We start from the raw sequence: 13,660 nt of genomic DNA, 5'->3' as shown, positions 1-13,660 counted from the left end.
GTTATCCCTGTAGGAGCGGGTTTACCCGCGAAAGGACCCTATCAGGCAGGAATAGATTCCGCAGCTGCCTCCCGCTCCCAGACCCGATGCCCCTCAACGGCTTTGACAAAGGCATCCACGGCTTTCTGGTCATCCCCCAGCAGCAACCCCTTGTCCTCCTTGAGCCCCAGACCAGTCGCCAGCTCTTTGGTCAACACCAGCGCCTTCAGGTGCTTGTAGCCTTCCAGCAAGAAGTGCTTGGCAAGCCCGCTAGCTGCCAAGGCATCCGTCGAAGCCTTACCTGATGGCACGACAATCCCGTCGAACATGATCGATGGCATCCCCTCCATCGATGCATCCACCGGCAGTTGCTTGCCATCCGTCGCCGTTACCGGCGCCGAGGTCGGCCCCAACAGCATCGGCCGGGCACTGCGCGCCTCCAGGGCTTTGACCAATTTGTCCACGCTTGCAGCGTCCACGCCATTAGCCACCAGCACGGCAATCTTGCGCCCCTTGATACCCACTGAACCTGGGTGGTTCATCTGGCTCAAGGCCGGTGATTGCGCCAGCTGGCTGCCCTTCACCTGCACCGTACCCGCTTTCGGCGCAGGCAGGCCCAGGTTCGCTGCAACCGCCGCCGCCAGCTTCAAATCGATATTGGCGAGAATTTCATTCACTTCCCGGGCGCGGATATGTTCGCGCTCCACTTTGCCCAACTCGAAGCTGTAAGCCTTGATGATGTGCTGCTGCTCGGTCGGGCTCATGCTCTGGAAGAACAACCGGGCTTGCGAGAAGTGATCACCGAACGACTCGCTGCGCTGACGGATCTTGTGCGCATCGATACGCTCCTGGTAGCTCTCGAAACCCCCGTCCTGCGCCGCTGCCGGGGTTTCCTTTGGCCAACCACCGTCGATCGAGTTTGGCTCGTAGGACGCCCGCCCCTTGTGCACGACATGCTGGTGCAGGGCATCACGCTGGTTGTTGTGGTTAGGCGCTACCGGGCGGTTGATCGGGATCTGATGGAAGTTCGGCCCGCCCAGGCGGCTGATCTGGGTATCGGTGTACGAGAACAGCCGGCCCTGTAGCAATGGGTCATTGGTAAAGTCGATTCCCGGCACGATATGGCCTGGGCAGAACGCCACCTGTTCGACCTCGGCAAAGAAATTGTCCGGGTTACGGTTCAGCACCATCTTGCCCAAGGGCGTTACGGGCACCAGCTCTTCCGGGATGATCTTGGTAGGGTCCAACAAGTCGAAGTCAAACTTGTGCTCGTCGGCCTCCGGCACGATCTGCACGCCGAGTTCCCATTCCGGATAATCGCCGGTCTCGATCGCCTCCCACAAGTCACGGCGCTGGAAGTCAGTGTCCTTGCCCGCCAGTTTCTGCGCCTCGTCCCACAGCAGCGAATGCACGCCCTGGCGCGGCTTCCAGTGGAACTTGACGAAACTGGCCACGCCCTCGGCGTTGATCAGCCGGAAGGTATGCACCCCAAAGCCTTCCATCATGCGCAAGCTGCGCGGGATAGCCCGGTCTGACATGGCCCACATCACCATGTGGGCCGATTCCGGCACCAGTGAAACGAAATCCCAGAACGTATCGTGGGCCGAGCCACCGGTAGGAATCTCGTTATGCGGTTCGGGTTTGACCGCATGCACAAAATCGGGGAACTTGATGGCATCCTGGATGAAGAACACCGGCATGTTGTTGCCGACCAGGTCGAAATTGCCCTCGTCGGTATAGAACTTGACCGCGAAGCCGCGCACATCACGCACGGTATCCCCCGAACCACGGGGCCCCTGCACGGTGGAAAAGCGTACAAACACGGGTGTGATCTTGTCGGGGTCTTGCAGGAAACCGGCTTTGGTCAGATCCGCATGCTTGCCATAACTCTGGAAGTAGCCGTGCGCCCCGGTACCACGGGCATGCACGATGCGCTCCGGAATGCGCTCATGGTCGAAGTGGGTGATCTTCTCGCGCATGATGAAGTCTTCGAGCAGCGAAGGCCCGCGTGCGCCAGCCTTGAGGCTGTTCTGGTTGTCGGCAATCTTCACCCCCTGATTGGTGCGCAGGGCCTGGCCGGTAGCGTCGCTGCGGAAGGTTTCCAGGCTCTGCAACTTGGCATTGGTATTGGCCCGGTCCGGGGTCTGGGTGCCAGCGGCTTCACTCTGCTTGGGCGCGTCCGTTTTCTTGCTGGGCATGGTCGGCTCTCCTCATCAGTCTTCAGGCGTGCCCGTTGCGGGCGTGTTCAACTAGTGACTGGCAGGCTTTGCCGAGCGTTCAATCAGGATTACCGGTTGTCGCGATATGCCCGATGGATTGGTGCATTACGAAATAAATGCTAAGAACAGCTATGGGAAAAGGCTAAAATGCGCGACCCCAGCTAACCGCTGACCCAAATTTCATGCGCCCCACAAGGTTCGCTACGTGATCGAGTTCCAACAGGTACATAAAACCTACCGCGTTGCCGGTAGGGAAATCCCCGCACTGAATCCGACCAGCCTGACCATCGAAGATGGCCAGGTGTTCGGCCTGATCGGCCATTCCGGCGCTGGCAAAAGCACCATGCTGCGCCTGATCAACCGCCTGGAAGAACCTTCCGGCGGCAAGATCATCGTCGACGGCGAAGACGTCACCGCGTTCAACGCCAGCCAGCTGCGCGGCTTCCGCCAGCAGGTCGGGATGATTTTCCAGCACTTCAACCTGCTGGCCTCCAAGACGGTCGCCGACAACGTCGCCCTGCCACTGACCCTGGCCGGCGAGCTGTCGCGCAGCGCAATCGACAAACGCGTGACCGAGCTGCTGGCCCGTGTCGGCCTGCAAGACCACGCCAAAAAGTACCCGGCGCAGTTGTCTGGCGGCCAGAAGCAGCGTGTCGGCATCGCCCGCGCCCTGTCCACCAACCCGAAGATCCTGCTGTGCGACGAGGCCACCAGTGCCCTCGACCCGCAAACCACGGCCTCGGTCCTGCAATTGCTGGCCGAGATCAACCGTGAGCTGAAGCTGACCATCGTGCTGATCACCCATGAAATGGACGTGATCCGCCGTGTCTGCGACCGCGTGGCAGTGATGGACGCCGGCCAGATCGTCGAGCAAGGCTCGGTGGCCGATGTGTTCCTGCACCCGCAGCACCCCACCACCAAGCGCTTTGTCCAGGAAGACGAGCAAGTCGACGAAGGCGAGCAGCGCGACGACTTCGCTCACGTACCGGGCCGCATCGTGCGCCTGACCTTCCAGGGCGACGCCACCTACGCGCCGCTGCTGGGCACCGTAGCCCGCGAAACCGGTGTGGACTACAGCATCCTCGCCGGGCGTATCGACCGCATCAAGGATGTCCCCTATGGCCAGCTCACCCTCGCCCTGATCGGCGGTGACATGGAAGCGGCATTCGCCCGCTTCAAGGCAGCTGACGTACATATGGAGGTACTGCGTTGATGGACGCCCTGAATTTCTTTGCCAACGTCGACTGGGCCGAAATCTGGCTGGCCACCGTCGATACCATGATCATGCTGTTCGGCTCGCTGTTCTTCACCGTGCTGCTGGGCCTCCCGCTGGGCGTGCTGCTGTTCCTCTGCGGGCCTAAGCAGATGTTCGAGCAAAAGGGCGTGTATGCATTGCTGTCGCTGGTGGTGAACATCCTGCGTTCGCTGCCGTTCATCATCCTGCTGATCGTGATGATCCCGTTCACCGTGCTGATCACCGGCACCTCGCTGGGCGTTGCCGGCGCCATTCCGCCGCTGGTGGTAGGTGCCACGCCGTTCTTCGCGCGCCTGGTGGAAACCGCCCTGCGTGAAGTGGACCGCGGCATCATCGAGGCTACCCAGTCGATGGGCGCCACTACCCGCCAGATCATCACCAGCGCGCTGCTGCCCGAGGCCCGCCCGGGCATCTTCGCGGCCATCACCGTCACCGCCATCACCCTGGTGTCGTACACCGCCATGGCCGGTGTGGTCGGTGCCGGTGGCCTGGGCGACCTGGCCATCCGCTTCGGTTACCAGCGCTTCCAGACCGATGTAATGGTGGTGACCGTGGTACTGCTGCTGGTACTGGTTCAAGTACTGCAGAGCGTGGGCGACAAACTGGTCGTGCATTTTTCCCGTAAGTAACCCCAATGGGGTCGGCCCGGCCGACCCGTTCGGGGGCCGTCGCGGCCCTCACAAGGAGTGATTGATGAAGAAGCTGCTTGCTGTTGCTGCCGCTGTCGCGGCCTTCTCGGCCCACGCCGATACCCTGACCGTTGCCGCCACACCGGTGCCGCACGCCGAGATCCTCAACTTCGTCAAACCACAGCTGGCGAAAGAGGGCGTGGAGCTGAAGGTGAAGGAGTTCACCGACTACATCCAGCCGAACGTGCAGGTGGCCGAAAAGCGCCTGGACGCCAACTTCTTCCAGCACCAGCCGTACCTGGATGAGTTCAACAAGGCCAAGGGTACCCAACTGGTGAGCGTAGCCGGCGTGCACATCGAGCCGCTGGGCGTGTACTCGACCAAGATCAAGAAGCTGGACGAGCTGTCTTCCGGCGCCACCGTGGTCATCCCCAATGACGCCACCAACGGCGGCCGCGCCCTGTTGCTGCTGGACAAGGCCGGTGTGATCAAGCTGAAGGACAACAAGAACATCCTGTCCACCGTGAAGGATGTGGCCGAGAACCCGAAAAGCATCAAGTTCCGTGAGCTGGAAGCGGCCACCATCCCGCGCGTGCTGACCCAGGTCGATGCCGCCCTGATCAACACCAACTACGCGCTGGAAGCCAAGCTGAACCCGGAGAAGGACGCGCTGGCCATCGAAGGCAGCGACTCGCCTTACGTGAATATCCTGGTTGCCCGCCCGGACAACAAGGACTCGGAAGACATGAAGAAGCTGGCAGCTGCGCTGCACTCGCCTGAGGTGAAGCAGTTCATCGTCGAGAAGTACAAGGGCGCTGTGGTTCCGGCGTTCTAAGCCGAACATCGCGCTGGATTCTTCGCGGGTAAACCCGCTCCTACACAAATCGTTGTAGGAGCGGGTTTACCCGCGAAGCTTTTGGGGCCCACTCAATCCCGCTTCACAAGCCCGGGCAACTGCGCCACCAGCTTCTGGTTGTTGAACGGCGCACGAATGAACCCGCGCTGACGCCCATCCGGCCCCACAACCGCCAGGTTACCGCTGTGATCCACGGTATACCCCGGCTTGCTGGTATCCGCCGGAATGAATGGAATGCTCAAGGCATTGGCCAACTTCTGGGTATCCTCGATCGACCCGGCCACGCCGACAAAATCCTTGTCGAAATAGCCCAGGTACTGCTTCAGCTGGTTCGGCGTGTCGCGGTTCGGGTCCACACTCACCAATACCACCTGCAGCCGGTCAACGGCTTCCTTGGGCAGCTCGCTCTTCACCTGGCGCAACTGGGCCAAGGTAGTCGGGCAGATGTCCGGGCAGTAGGTGTAGCCGAAGAACAGCAGCGACCATTTGCCCTTCAGGTCATCCAGTTGCACTGGCTGGCCATCCTGGTTGGTCATGGTCACATCCGCCACGGTACGGCTCTGCGGCAGCAGGATGATGCCGGCGTCGATCAGCTCGGTAGGGTTGGGCTGGTCGCGGCCATTGAGCACCTTGTTGACGGTCAGGCCCATGATCAGCGCGACCAGGGCAACGAGGATGAAGACGGTTTTCTGGGTTCGGGTCATAGGTTCAGCAACAGGTAGTGGTCGAGGAGCAACGCGATGAACAGCACGAACAGGTAGCCGATAGAGTACTTGAAGGTGCCGATCGCCGCGTGCGGCCGGCTGCCACGGTACAACACCCAGGCCCATTGCAGGAAGCGCAGGCCCAGTGCCAGGGCACAGGCCAGGTACAGCGGGCCGCTCATGTGGATGGCATACGGCAACAGGCTGACCGCCAGCAATACCAGGGTATACAGCAGGATATGCAACTTGGTGTAGCGCTCGCCGTGGGTCACCGGCAGCATCGGGATATCGGCTTTGGCGTATTCTTCCTTGCGGTGGATGGCCAAGGCCCAAAAGTGCGGTGGCGTCCAGGCGAAGATGATCAGCACCAGCAGCAAGGGTTCGGCGCTGACATGGCCGCTCACGGCCACCCAGCCGAGCAGCGGCGGGGCGGCGCCGGCCAAGCCACCGATAACGATGTTCTGTGGCGTGGCACGCTTGAGAAAGCCGGTATAGAGCACCGCATAGCCGAGCAAGGACGCCAGGGTAAGCCAGGCGGTCAGGGCGTTGGTGAACACCAGCAGCAGCGCCATGCCCAGCAGTGCCAGCGCCAAGGCGAACGACAGTGCGGGCAGTGGCTCGACCCGGCCCTGGGCCAGCGGCCGCTTGTGGGTGCGGGCCATCAGCGCATCGATGCGCCGATCCACCACATGGTTGACCACCGCTGCACCACCTGCACACAAGCCGATGCCCAGGTTGCCGAACAGCAGCACGCTCCAGCTCACGCCCGCGCGGGTGGCTAGGAACATGCCAGCCAGCGAGGTAATCAGCATCAGCACCACCACCTTGGGCTTGGTCAGCTCCAGGTAATCGCGCCAGCTGGCCCGCCGTGCGCTCAGAAGCGTCGCCACGAATCATTCCTCATGTGATGGGAAGTGCCCACGCCGGCCACCGGCCGCAGGCGCCAGCCGTGGCCGACACCCACGCGCACCTTGTCGACCACGCGAATGCGGTAATTCACCAGCACCATGCTCAACAGCAAGAGCGCCCCACCCACGTTGTGTGCCACGGCCACCGCCAGCGGCAGGTGGAACAACACGTTGCTGATGCCCAGGCCCACTTGCAAGGCCAGCGCCAGCAGCACCAGCCGCGCCAGGCCGGGAAGGCCACAGCGGTACAGCTTCCAGCTCAGCATCAAAAGCACGCAAGTCACCAACAATGCCCCCAGCCGGTGGCTGATGTGGATGGCCGTGCGTGCATCACTGTCCAGTTGCCCGCCCAGGTAGTTGGGGCCCACATGCTGGGTCAGGTGAAAGCCGTTGCTGAAGTCCGCCGCCGGCCACCACTGGCCATGACAAGTGGGCAGGTCAATGCAGGCGACCGCTGCGTAGTTGGCACTGACCCAACCGCCCAAGGCGATCTGGCCGATCACTACCAGCAGGGCCAATGCAGCGATCCGGCGCAAGCTCAACGGCAACTTGGGCAATGGCGCAAAAGCCCGGGATAGACGCAGGGATAGCAGGAAAAGCAGGCTCAACGTGGTGAACCCGCCGAGCAAGTGCGCGGTGACCACCTGTGGCCACAGCTTCAGGGTAACCGTCCACATGCCGAAAGCCGCCTGGGCAAGCACCACACCCAATAGCAACACAGGCAAGCGATAGGGCTGGCCATCGCGGGCATGCCGGCGCACCGCCTGGAAGGCGAGCAGGGCAATCACCACGGCCAGCGTGCCGGCGAAGTAGCGGTGGACCATCTCGGCCCAGCCCTTGGCCTCTTCCACGGGGTGATCAGGGAAGTGCAACTCGGCATGGGCCAACTGGGCCTCGCTCTTGGGCACGCTGATGAAGCCGTAGCAACCCGGCCAGTCCGGGCAGCCCAGGCCAGCGTGGGTCAGGCGGGTATAGGCGCCGAGCAGGACGACCAGCAGTGCCAGAAGGGTGGCGAATACAGCCAAGCGGAGTCCAGGTCTGGCCATGGCAGGCTCCTAGCCGATGTTGGACAGCTTGAGCAGGTGGCGCAGGTCGTCCAGCACATGCTTGCCGTTGACCTTGCCGTCGTAGCGCAGCACCAGGTTGCCGTGCGGGTCGACGATCCACAGCTGCGGGCCAGGCTCGCCAACCTTCTGCGAGTAGTGCCGGACATCCAGCGGGTAACGTTGCAGTTGCGGGTACTCACGGCCAAGCAGCGCCTGGTAGTCGGCGCTCAGCGGCTGGGCGGCGGCCAACGCATGGCTGGCGCGGCTGGCATCGCGGCCCAGGCCGACCTGGATCTGCCGGGCCAGGTACACCAGGCGCTGGCAGTCTTCGGCGCAGGCCTCGGGCGCGCTGACCAGCAGCTGCCAGCGCTCGTCTTCACCTGCCACGCCGATATCGGCACGGCTTTCACCATTGCCGATCATGGCGCCGTGGTAGCTGCGGCCTTCCGGTACCCAGAACTTGAGCTTGTACATGCTGGTGGCCAGAATCATCGGCCCGAGCACCACCAGCAAAATCAGCAATAGCTGCAAACGCCCGCGGGCTCTGGGTTTGCCACGTTCAGGCACGTCCAGTGGAGTGGCGGTGGCCATGGCGTTTCTCCTTGTTGTGGTGCCAGCCGAAGTAGAGGTAAAGCAGAACCAGCGCAGTCGCCAGGGCAAACCACTGCACGGCGTACCCCAGGTGTTTTTCCGGGCCCATGGCAACCACCGGCCATTCCAGCCGGTAGGTTGCCGGGCCGGGCTCCAGGCGCAACTCATGGGCATAGCCTTCGCGGCCTAGCTGTGGCCATAGCTGCGCGGCATCAACGGCAGTAAGCAGATGGGGCCATTGGCCACCTTCAGGGTCGGGATGCAGCTGAAACGTGCTGCCGGGTGATACGTAGACTGAAGCGTCCAGTGCCAAGGCGTTGGAGGGGGTATCGAAATGCACCGGCACGCGACGGTCTGGCCATGGCAGCCAGCCGCGATTGACCAACAGCCACAGGCCGCTGGGCTGGTCATGGAAGGGTTGCAGCAGTTCGACACCGGCCTGGCCGTCGCGCATGCGGTTGTCCAGCAGCAGGCTGTGTTCGGCGTCGAAGCGGCCAAAGAGGTGCACGCGGCGGAAGGCGTTGTCTTCGTTCGATGCCAGCTGAGCCGTGGCGATTGGCGCGTCGACCCGCCGCTCGGCATAGGTGGCCAGCAGCACGCGCTTTTCCTCGGCGCGGCCCAGTTGCCAGCAGCCAAGCGCAATCAGGCCCGGCAGCAGCGCAAGCACCACCAGGGTCGGTACCCAACCTGGGCGAAACGGCCTCACGGGCGCCTCGCTATACTTATCCACATCACCGCATCCCCCCGGAGTAGCGCCATGCTCAAGGCCGCGATTGTCCTGATGCTGTTGGCCACGATTGCCAGCCTGTTCAGTGGCCTGGTGTTTCTGGTCAAGGACGATGAAAACTCGACCCGTTTGCTGAAAGCGCTGACCGTGCGGGTGACCCTGGCGGCCCTGACCATCGGCCTAGTGGCCTGGGGCTTTATCAGTGGTCAGCTGGTTTCACATGCTCCCTTCTGACATTCACATCTAACCCTGTGGGAGCCACTGTCTTGCACAAACCTAAAAGCTGACGCTCCCACAGGGTTCTCTATTCGCCTTCAAAGCACATATACAAAGATGAACAACCCCACCCACACCACATCGACGAAGTGCCAGTACCAACTGGCCGCCTCGAAGCCGAAGTGTTTATCCGGGTTGAAATGCCCACGCAAAATGCGCACGAACATCACGATCAGGATGATCGTGCCCAACGTCACGTGGGCGCCGTGGAAGCCGGTCAGCATGAAGAACGTCGCCCCGTAGATCCCCGAACCCAGCGTCAGCCCCAGCTTGGTATAGGCCTCGTGGTACTCGTAGGCCTGCAACGTAATGAAGCTGATACCCAGAAGAATGGTCAGCGTCATCCAGAATTTCAGCGGTCCTCGGTGATCACGGCGCAGCGCATGGTGCGCGATGGTGATGGTCACACTGGAACTGACCAGCAGGATGGTGTTGATCAGCGGCAGGTGCCACGGGTCGATCACTTCCTTGGGCGGCGGGAACAGTTTCGGGTCGGGCGTGTGCAGCAGCGGCCAGGTGAATTCGAAGGTCGGCCACAGCATGTGCGCAACCCCTTTGGCCCCTTCGCCCCCCAGCCAAGGCCCGGCCAGCACTCGCACGTAGAACAGCGCACCGAAAAAGGCCAGGAAGAACATCACCTCGGAGAAGATGAACCAGCTCATGCCCCAGCGGAACGAGCGGTCCAGCTGCGGGCTGTACAACCCCGCGCGGCTCTCCTTAACCACAGCGCCGAACCAGCCGAACAGCATGTAGGCCAGGAACAATGCACCCACGAAGAAAATCAGCGGCCCGTGCGATTCCGGGTGGCCGGCCTTCATGTCATTGAACCAGGTGCCCAGGCCGAACACCGTGATGAACATGCCGATGGTGGCGATGATCGGCCACTTGCTCTGCGCCGGGACGTAGTAGTGCTCATGACTTGCCATTGCTGTTCTCCTTCCCTTAACGGGCGCCCTGGACGTCCTGGGCCGCAACATGCGCGACCGGCGGGTGGCGAGCGGTGATGTCGAACAAGGTGTAGGCCAGTGTCAGGTGCTTCACGCTGGCCGGCAGGTCGCGGTCGACGATGAAGCGCACCGGCATCTCGATGCGTTCGCCGGGCTGCAGCACCTGCTGGGTAAAGCAGAAGCACTCGGTCTTGTGGAAATACGCCGCGGCCTCGGCCGGGGTAATGCTGGGTATCGCCTGCGCACTCATCGGCCGGTCGGTCGGGTTGTGGGCAATGAAAATCATCTGGTTTACCGCACCCGGGTTGACCTCCAACTGGTCAGCCGTTGAGTAGAAGTCCCAGACCATGTCGCTGGCATTGGTCGACATGAACTGCACCCGCACCGAACGCGACGGGTCGCTGACCTGGCTGCCTTCGTATTGCCCGCCAGTCTTGCCGTTGATGCCAAACGCCTTGCACATCACGTCGTAGATCGGCACCAGGGCGAAGCCGAAGGCGAACATCACCACCGTCAGCATCAGCAGGCGCGTTACCAGGCGTTTGAGCGACAGGCCGTTCATGGCGGGCTTCCTATTTCACTTCCGGTGGCGTCTGGAAGGTGTGGTAGGGCGCAGGCGAGGGGATCGACCACTCCAGGCCCTCGGCACCATCCCAAGGCTTGGCCGGTGCCGGCGCGCCGCCACGGATGCACTTGATGACGATGAACAGGAAGAAGATCTGCGTGGCGCCGAACATGAAGGCCCCGATCGACGACACCATGTTGAAGTCGGCGAACTGCAGGTTGTAGTCCGGAATGCGCCGTGGCATGCCGGCCAGCCCCACGAAGTGCATCGGGAAGAAGGCCATGTTCATGCCGATGAACGATAGCCAGAAGTGCAGCTTGCCGAGGGTTTCGTCGTACATGTGGCCGGTCCATTTCGGCAGCCAGTAGTAGGCCGAGGCAAAGATGCCAAAGATCGCCCCGGGCACCAGCACGTAGTGGAAGTGTGCGACCACAAAGTAGGTGTCGTGGTACTGGAAGTCTGCCGGGGCGATGGCCAGCATCAAGCCGGAGAAGCCGCCGATGGTGAACAGGATGACGAAGGCGATGGCAAACAGCATCGGCGTCTCGAAGGTGAGCGAGCCTTCCCACATGGTGCTGACCCAGTTGAACACCTTCACCCCGGTGGGCACGGCGATCAGCATGGTGGCGTACATGAAGAACAGTTCGCCCACCACCGGGATGCCGACCACGAACATGTGGTGGGCCCAGACGATGAACGACAGGAAGGCAATCGCGCCGGTGGCGTACACCATCGAGGTGTAGCCGAACAGCGGCTTGCGCGAGAACGCCGGGATGATCGAGCTGACCGCACCGAAGGCCGGCAGGATCATGATGTACACCTCGGGGTGGCCGAAGAACCAGAACACATGCTGGAACAGCACCGGGTCACCGCCGCCAGCGGCACTGAAGAAGCTGGTGCCGAAATGGATGTCCATCAGCATCATGGTCACCACACCCGCCAGCACCGGCATCACCGCAATCAGCAGGAACGCGGTAATCAGCCAGGTCCAGACGAACAGTGGCATCTTCATCAGGGTCATGCCGGGGGCACGCAGGTTGAGGATGGTGGCGATCACGTTGATCGCGCCCATGATCGAGCTGATGCCCATCAGGTGGATGGCAAAGATGAAGAAGGTGACGCTGGCCGGTGCATAGGTGGTGGACAGCGGGGCGTAGAAGGTCCAGCCAAAATTCGGCCCGCCGCCAGGGCTGAACAGGGTCGACACCAGCAACAGAAACGCCGCCGGCAACAACCAGAAGCTGAAGTTGTTCATGCGTGGCAGGGCCATGTCGGGCGCGCCGATCATCAACGGGATCATCCAGTTAGCCAGGCCGACGAAGGCCGGCATCACCGCACCGAACACCATGATCAGGCCATGCATGGTGGTCATCTGGTTGAAGAACGCCGGCTCCACGATTTGCAGCCCGGGCTGGAACAGCTCGGCGCGGATCACCATGGCGAACGAGCCGCCAAGCAGGAACATGAGGAAGGCAAACCACAGGTACATCGTGCCGATGTCTTTGTGGTTGGTGGTCAGCACCCAGCGCATCAGGCCCTTGGCCGGGCCGTGCGCATGGTCATGGCCGTGGGCGTGGTCGTCGATCACTGTGCTCATGTCCTGTCTCCTGCAACCCATTGATTGCCGCGAGTAACCCGGTTCACTTGGCTTCTGCCTGCTTCAGCGCCAGCACGTCCTTCGGCGTGACCATGTCGCCCTTGTTGTTGCCCCAGGCGTTGCGCTCGTAGGTCACCACGGCGGCAATGTCCACTTCCGAGAGCTGCTTGCCGAACGCCGCCATGGCGGTGCCTGGCTTGCCGTGGAAGACGATGCTCAAGTGGCCTTCCTTCGGCCCGGTTGCGATCTTCGAGCCCTTTAGCGCCGGGAACATCGGCGGCAGACCCTGGCCTTCGGCCTGGTGACAGGCCACGCAAGTGGTGTGGTAGACCTTGTCGCCACGCTCTACCAGTTCTTCCAGGGTCCATTCCTTGCTGGTCAGCTCCTTGAGCTTGGCGGCTTCGGCTTTGCGCTCACCCAGCCAGGTGTCGTAGTCGGCCTTGGATTTCACCTCGACCACCACCGGCATGAAACCGTGATCCTTACCGCACAGCTCGGTGCACTGGCCACGGTAGATGCCGGGCTTTTCGATACGGGTCCAGGCTTCGTTGACGAAGCCGGGGATGGCATCGCGCTTGACCGCAAAAGCCGGCACCCACCAGGAGTGGATAACGTCGGCGGCTGTTACCAGGAAGCGCACTTTGGCACCTACCGGCAGCACCAGCGGTTGGTCGACTTCGAGCAGGTAGTGCTCGTCTTTGGGGGCCTTGTTGTGAATCTGGTCAGCGGGGGTGGCCAGGTTGCTGAAGAACTCCACGTCCTGGCCCAGGTATTTGTAGTGCCACTTCCACTGGTAGCCGGTGACCTGAATGTCGATGTCCGACTCGCTGGCGTCGTAGATGTCGATCAGGGTCTTGGTGGCCGGGATGGCCATGGCCACCAGAATCAGGAAGGGCACCACGGTCCAGAGGATTTCCACCCAGGTATGCTCGTGGAAATGCGCGGCCTGCTGGCCGGTGGAACGGCGGTGGATGACCATCGACCAGAACATCGCGCCGAATACCACGATGCCGATGATCACGCAGATCCAGAAGATGGTCATGTGCAAGTCGAAGACGGCGTTGGAGACATCCGTCGCCCCCGGGTGCATGTTCACGGTCCAGGCCGCATTGGCCTGACCAAAAACCGACCACAACAGGAGGCCCATCCAGACATGTGGATGTCGCATCATTGCGGGTTCCCCTTCTAATTCTTGTTGTCCCGGAGGCGTGGCCTGCGGCAAGAGGGAACGGCGGTCAAGACTGCCTGGCTTCGACGACCGAGCCCCTGCTAAAAGCAGTCGGGCCTCATCAACGAATCACGTTCACCGGGAGTATAGACAGCGACCAATGGCACGCAATGAAGCCTGTGAAATGAACTTC

14 protein-coding genes are annotated in these 13,660 nt (G+C 62.0%); 4 read left to right on the top strand and 10 right to left on the bottom strand.

Going from position 1 to position 13,660, the window contains the following annotated elements; genetic code table 11:
• Positions 1–41: 41 nt before the first annotated feature.
• The gene (gene katE, locus ACF8R4_RS04550) at positions 42–2,177 is read right to left on the bottom strand and encodes a catalase HPII (RefSeq protein WP_060499829.1); all 2,136 of its coding nucleotides are present in this window, start codon (positions 2,175–2,177) and stop codon (positions 42–44) included.
• Between the two features lie 226 nt (positions 2,178–2,403).
• Here katE and ACF8R4_RS04545 point away from each other — a divergent pair, with 226 nt between their 5' ends.
• The 3 genes from ACF8R4_RS04545 (at position 2,404) to ACF8R4_RS04535 (ending at position 4,917) form a co-directional block, all read left to right on the top strand.
• Positions 2,404–3,411 (top strand): methionine ABC transporter ATP-binding protein, encoded by a 1,008-nt coding sequence (locus ACF8R4_RS04545; protein ID WP_060499830.1) that lies wholly within the window; start codon positions 2,404–2,406, stop codon positions 3,409–3,411.
• Positions 3,411–4,082 (top strand): methionine ABC transporter permease, encoded by a 672-nt coding sequence (locus ACF8R4_RS04540; protein WP_010951513.1) that lies wholly within the window; start codon positions 3,411–3,413, stop codon positions 4,080–4,082. The genes ACF8R4_RS04545 and ACF8R4_RS04540 overlap by 1 nt, the downstream gene beginning before the upstream one ends.
• A 64-nt stretch (positions 4,083–4,146) precedes the next feature.
• On the top strand, positions 4,147–4,917 hold the full coding sequence (locus ACF8R4_RS04535) for a MetQ/NlpA family ABC transporter substrate-binding protein (protein WP_016712836.1): 771 nt from the start codon (positions 4,147–4,149) through the stop codon (positions 4,915–4,917).
• A 92-nt stretch (positions 4,918–5,009) separates the two neighbouring features.
• Here ACF8R4_RS04535 and ACF8R4_RS04530 read toward each other — a convergent pair whose 3' ends face one another.
• The 5 genes from ACF8R4_RS04530 to ACF8R4_RS04510 are packed head-to-tail and all read right to left on the bottom strand — an operon-like array spanning position 5,010 to position 8,893.
• Positions 5,010–5,642: an SCO family protein gene (locus ACF8R4_RS04530; protein ID WP_060499831.1), complete on the bottom strand. Its 633-nt coding sequence runs from the start codon at positions 5,640–5,642 to the stop codon at positions 5,010–5,012.
• Positions 5,639–6,532, bottom strand: coding sequence for a heme o synthase (gene cyoE, locus ACF8R4_RS04525; protein WP_060499832.1), 894 nt, complete (start codon positions 6,530–6,532; stop codon positions 5,639–5,641). The genes ACF8R4_RS04530 and cyoE overlap by 4 nt, the downstream gene beginning before the upstream one ends.
• The gene (locus tag ACF8R4_RS04520; protein WP_392491752.1) at positions 6,517–7,596 is read right to left on the bottom strand and encodes a heme A synthase; all 1,080 of its coding nucleotides are present in this window, start codon (positions 7,594–7,596) and stop codon (positions 6,517–6,519) included. Before ACF8R4_RS04520 ends, cyoE begins: the two co-directional genes overlap by 16 nt.
• A 9-nt stretch (positions 7,597–7,605) precedes the next feature.
• The gene (locus ACF8R4_RS04515) at positions 7,606–8,187 is read right to left on the bottom strand and encodes a hypothetical protein (RefSeq protein WP_200928924.1); all 582 of its coding nucleotides are present in this window, start codon (positions 8,185–8,187) and stop codon (positions 7,606–7,608) included.
• Entirely contained in the window at positions 8,156–8,893 is a 738-nt protein-coding gene (locus tag ACF8R4_RS04510) for an SURF1 family protein (protein WP_182408723.1), read from the bottom strand. The genes ACF8R4_RS04515 and ACF8R4_RS04510 overlap by 32 nt, the downstream gene beginning before the upstream one ends.
• Before the next feature lie 51 nt (positions 8,894–8,944).
• Here ACF8R4_RS04510 and ACF8R4_RS04505 point away from each other — a divergent pair, with 51 nt between their 5' ends.
• Entirely contained in the window at positions 8,945–9,148 is a 204-nt protein-coding gene (locus tag ACF8R4_RS04505) for a twin transmembrane helix small protein (protein WP_003258925.1), read from the top strand.
• Between the two features lie 80 nt (positions 9,149–9,228).
• Here ACF8R4_RS04505 and ACF8R4_RS04500 read toward each other — a convergent pair whose 3' ends face one another.
• From ACF8R4_RS04500 to coxB, 4 genes are read right to left on the bottom strand one after another with little or no spacing between them, the layout of a single operon-like run.
• A complete protein-coding gene (locus ACF8R4_RS04500; RefSeq protein WP_060499836.1) occupies positions 9,229–10,116 on the bottom strand; it encodes a cytochrome c oxidase subunit 3 in 888 nt (295 codons plus the stop codon).
• Positions 10,117–10,132: 16 nt separating this feature from the next.
• On the bottom strand, positions 10,133–10,699 hold the full coding sequence (locus ACF8R4_RS04495) for a cytochrome c oxidase assembly protein (protein WP_016712829.1): 567 nt from the start codon (positions 10,697–10,699) through the stop codon (positions 10,133–10,135).
• A 10-nt stretch (positions 10,700–10,709) separates the two neighbouring features.
• A complete protein-coding gene (gene ctaD, locus ACF8R4_RS04490) occupies positions 10,710–12,299 on the bottom strand; it encodes a cytochrome c oxidase subunit I (protein WP_104833654.1) in 1,590 nt (529 codons plus the stop codon).
• A gap of 43 nt (positions 12,300–12,342) precedes the next feature.
• Positions 12,343–13,470 carry a cytochrome c oxidase subunit II gene (gene coxB, locus ACF8R4_RS04485; RefSeq protein ID WP_104833655.1) on the bottom strand — a complete coding sequence of 376 codons (1,128 nt, stop codon included), beginning with the start codon at positions 13,468–13,470 and terminating at the stop codon, positions 12,343–12,345.
• Positions 13,471–13,660: the final 190 nt, after the last annotated feature.

Origin of the sequence: Pseudomonas sp. FYR_2, from assembly GCF_043106425.1 — a bacterium.
Taxonomy (GTDB): Bacteria; Pseudomonadota; Gammaproteobacteria; order Pseudomonadales; family Pseudomonadaceae; genus Aquipseudomonas; species Aquipseudomonas monteilii.
Note: the sequence above shows the minus strand (reverse complement) of the source record. Positions and strands in the feature narration are given on the sequence as shown.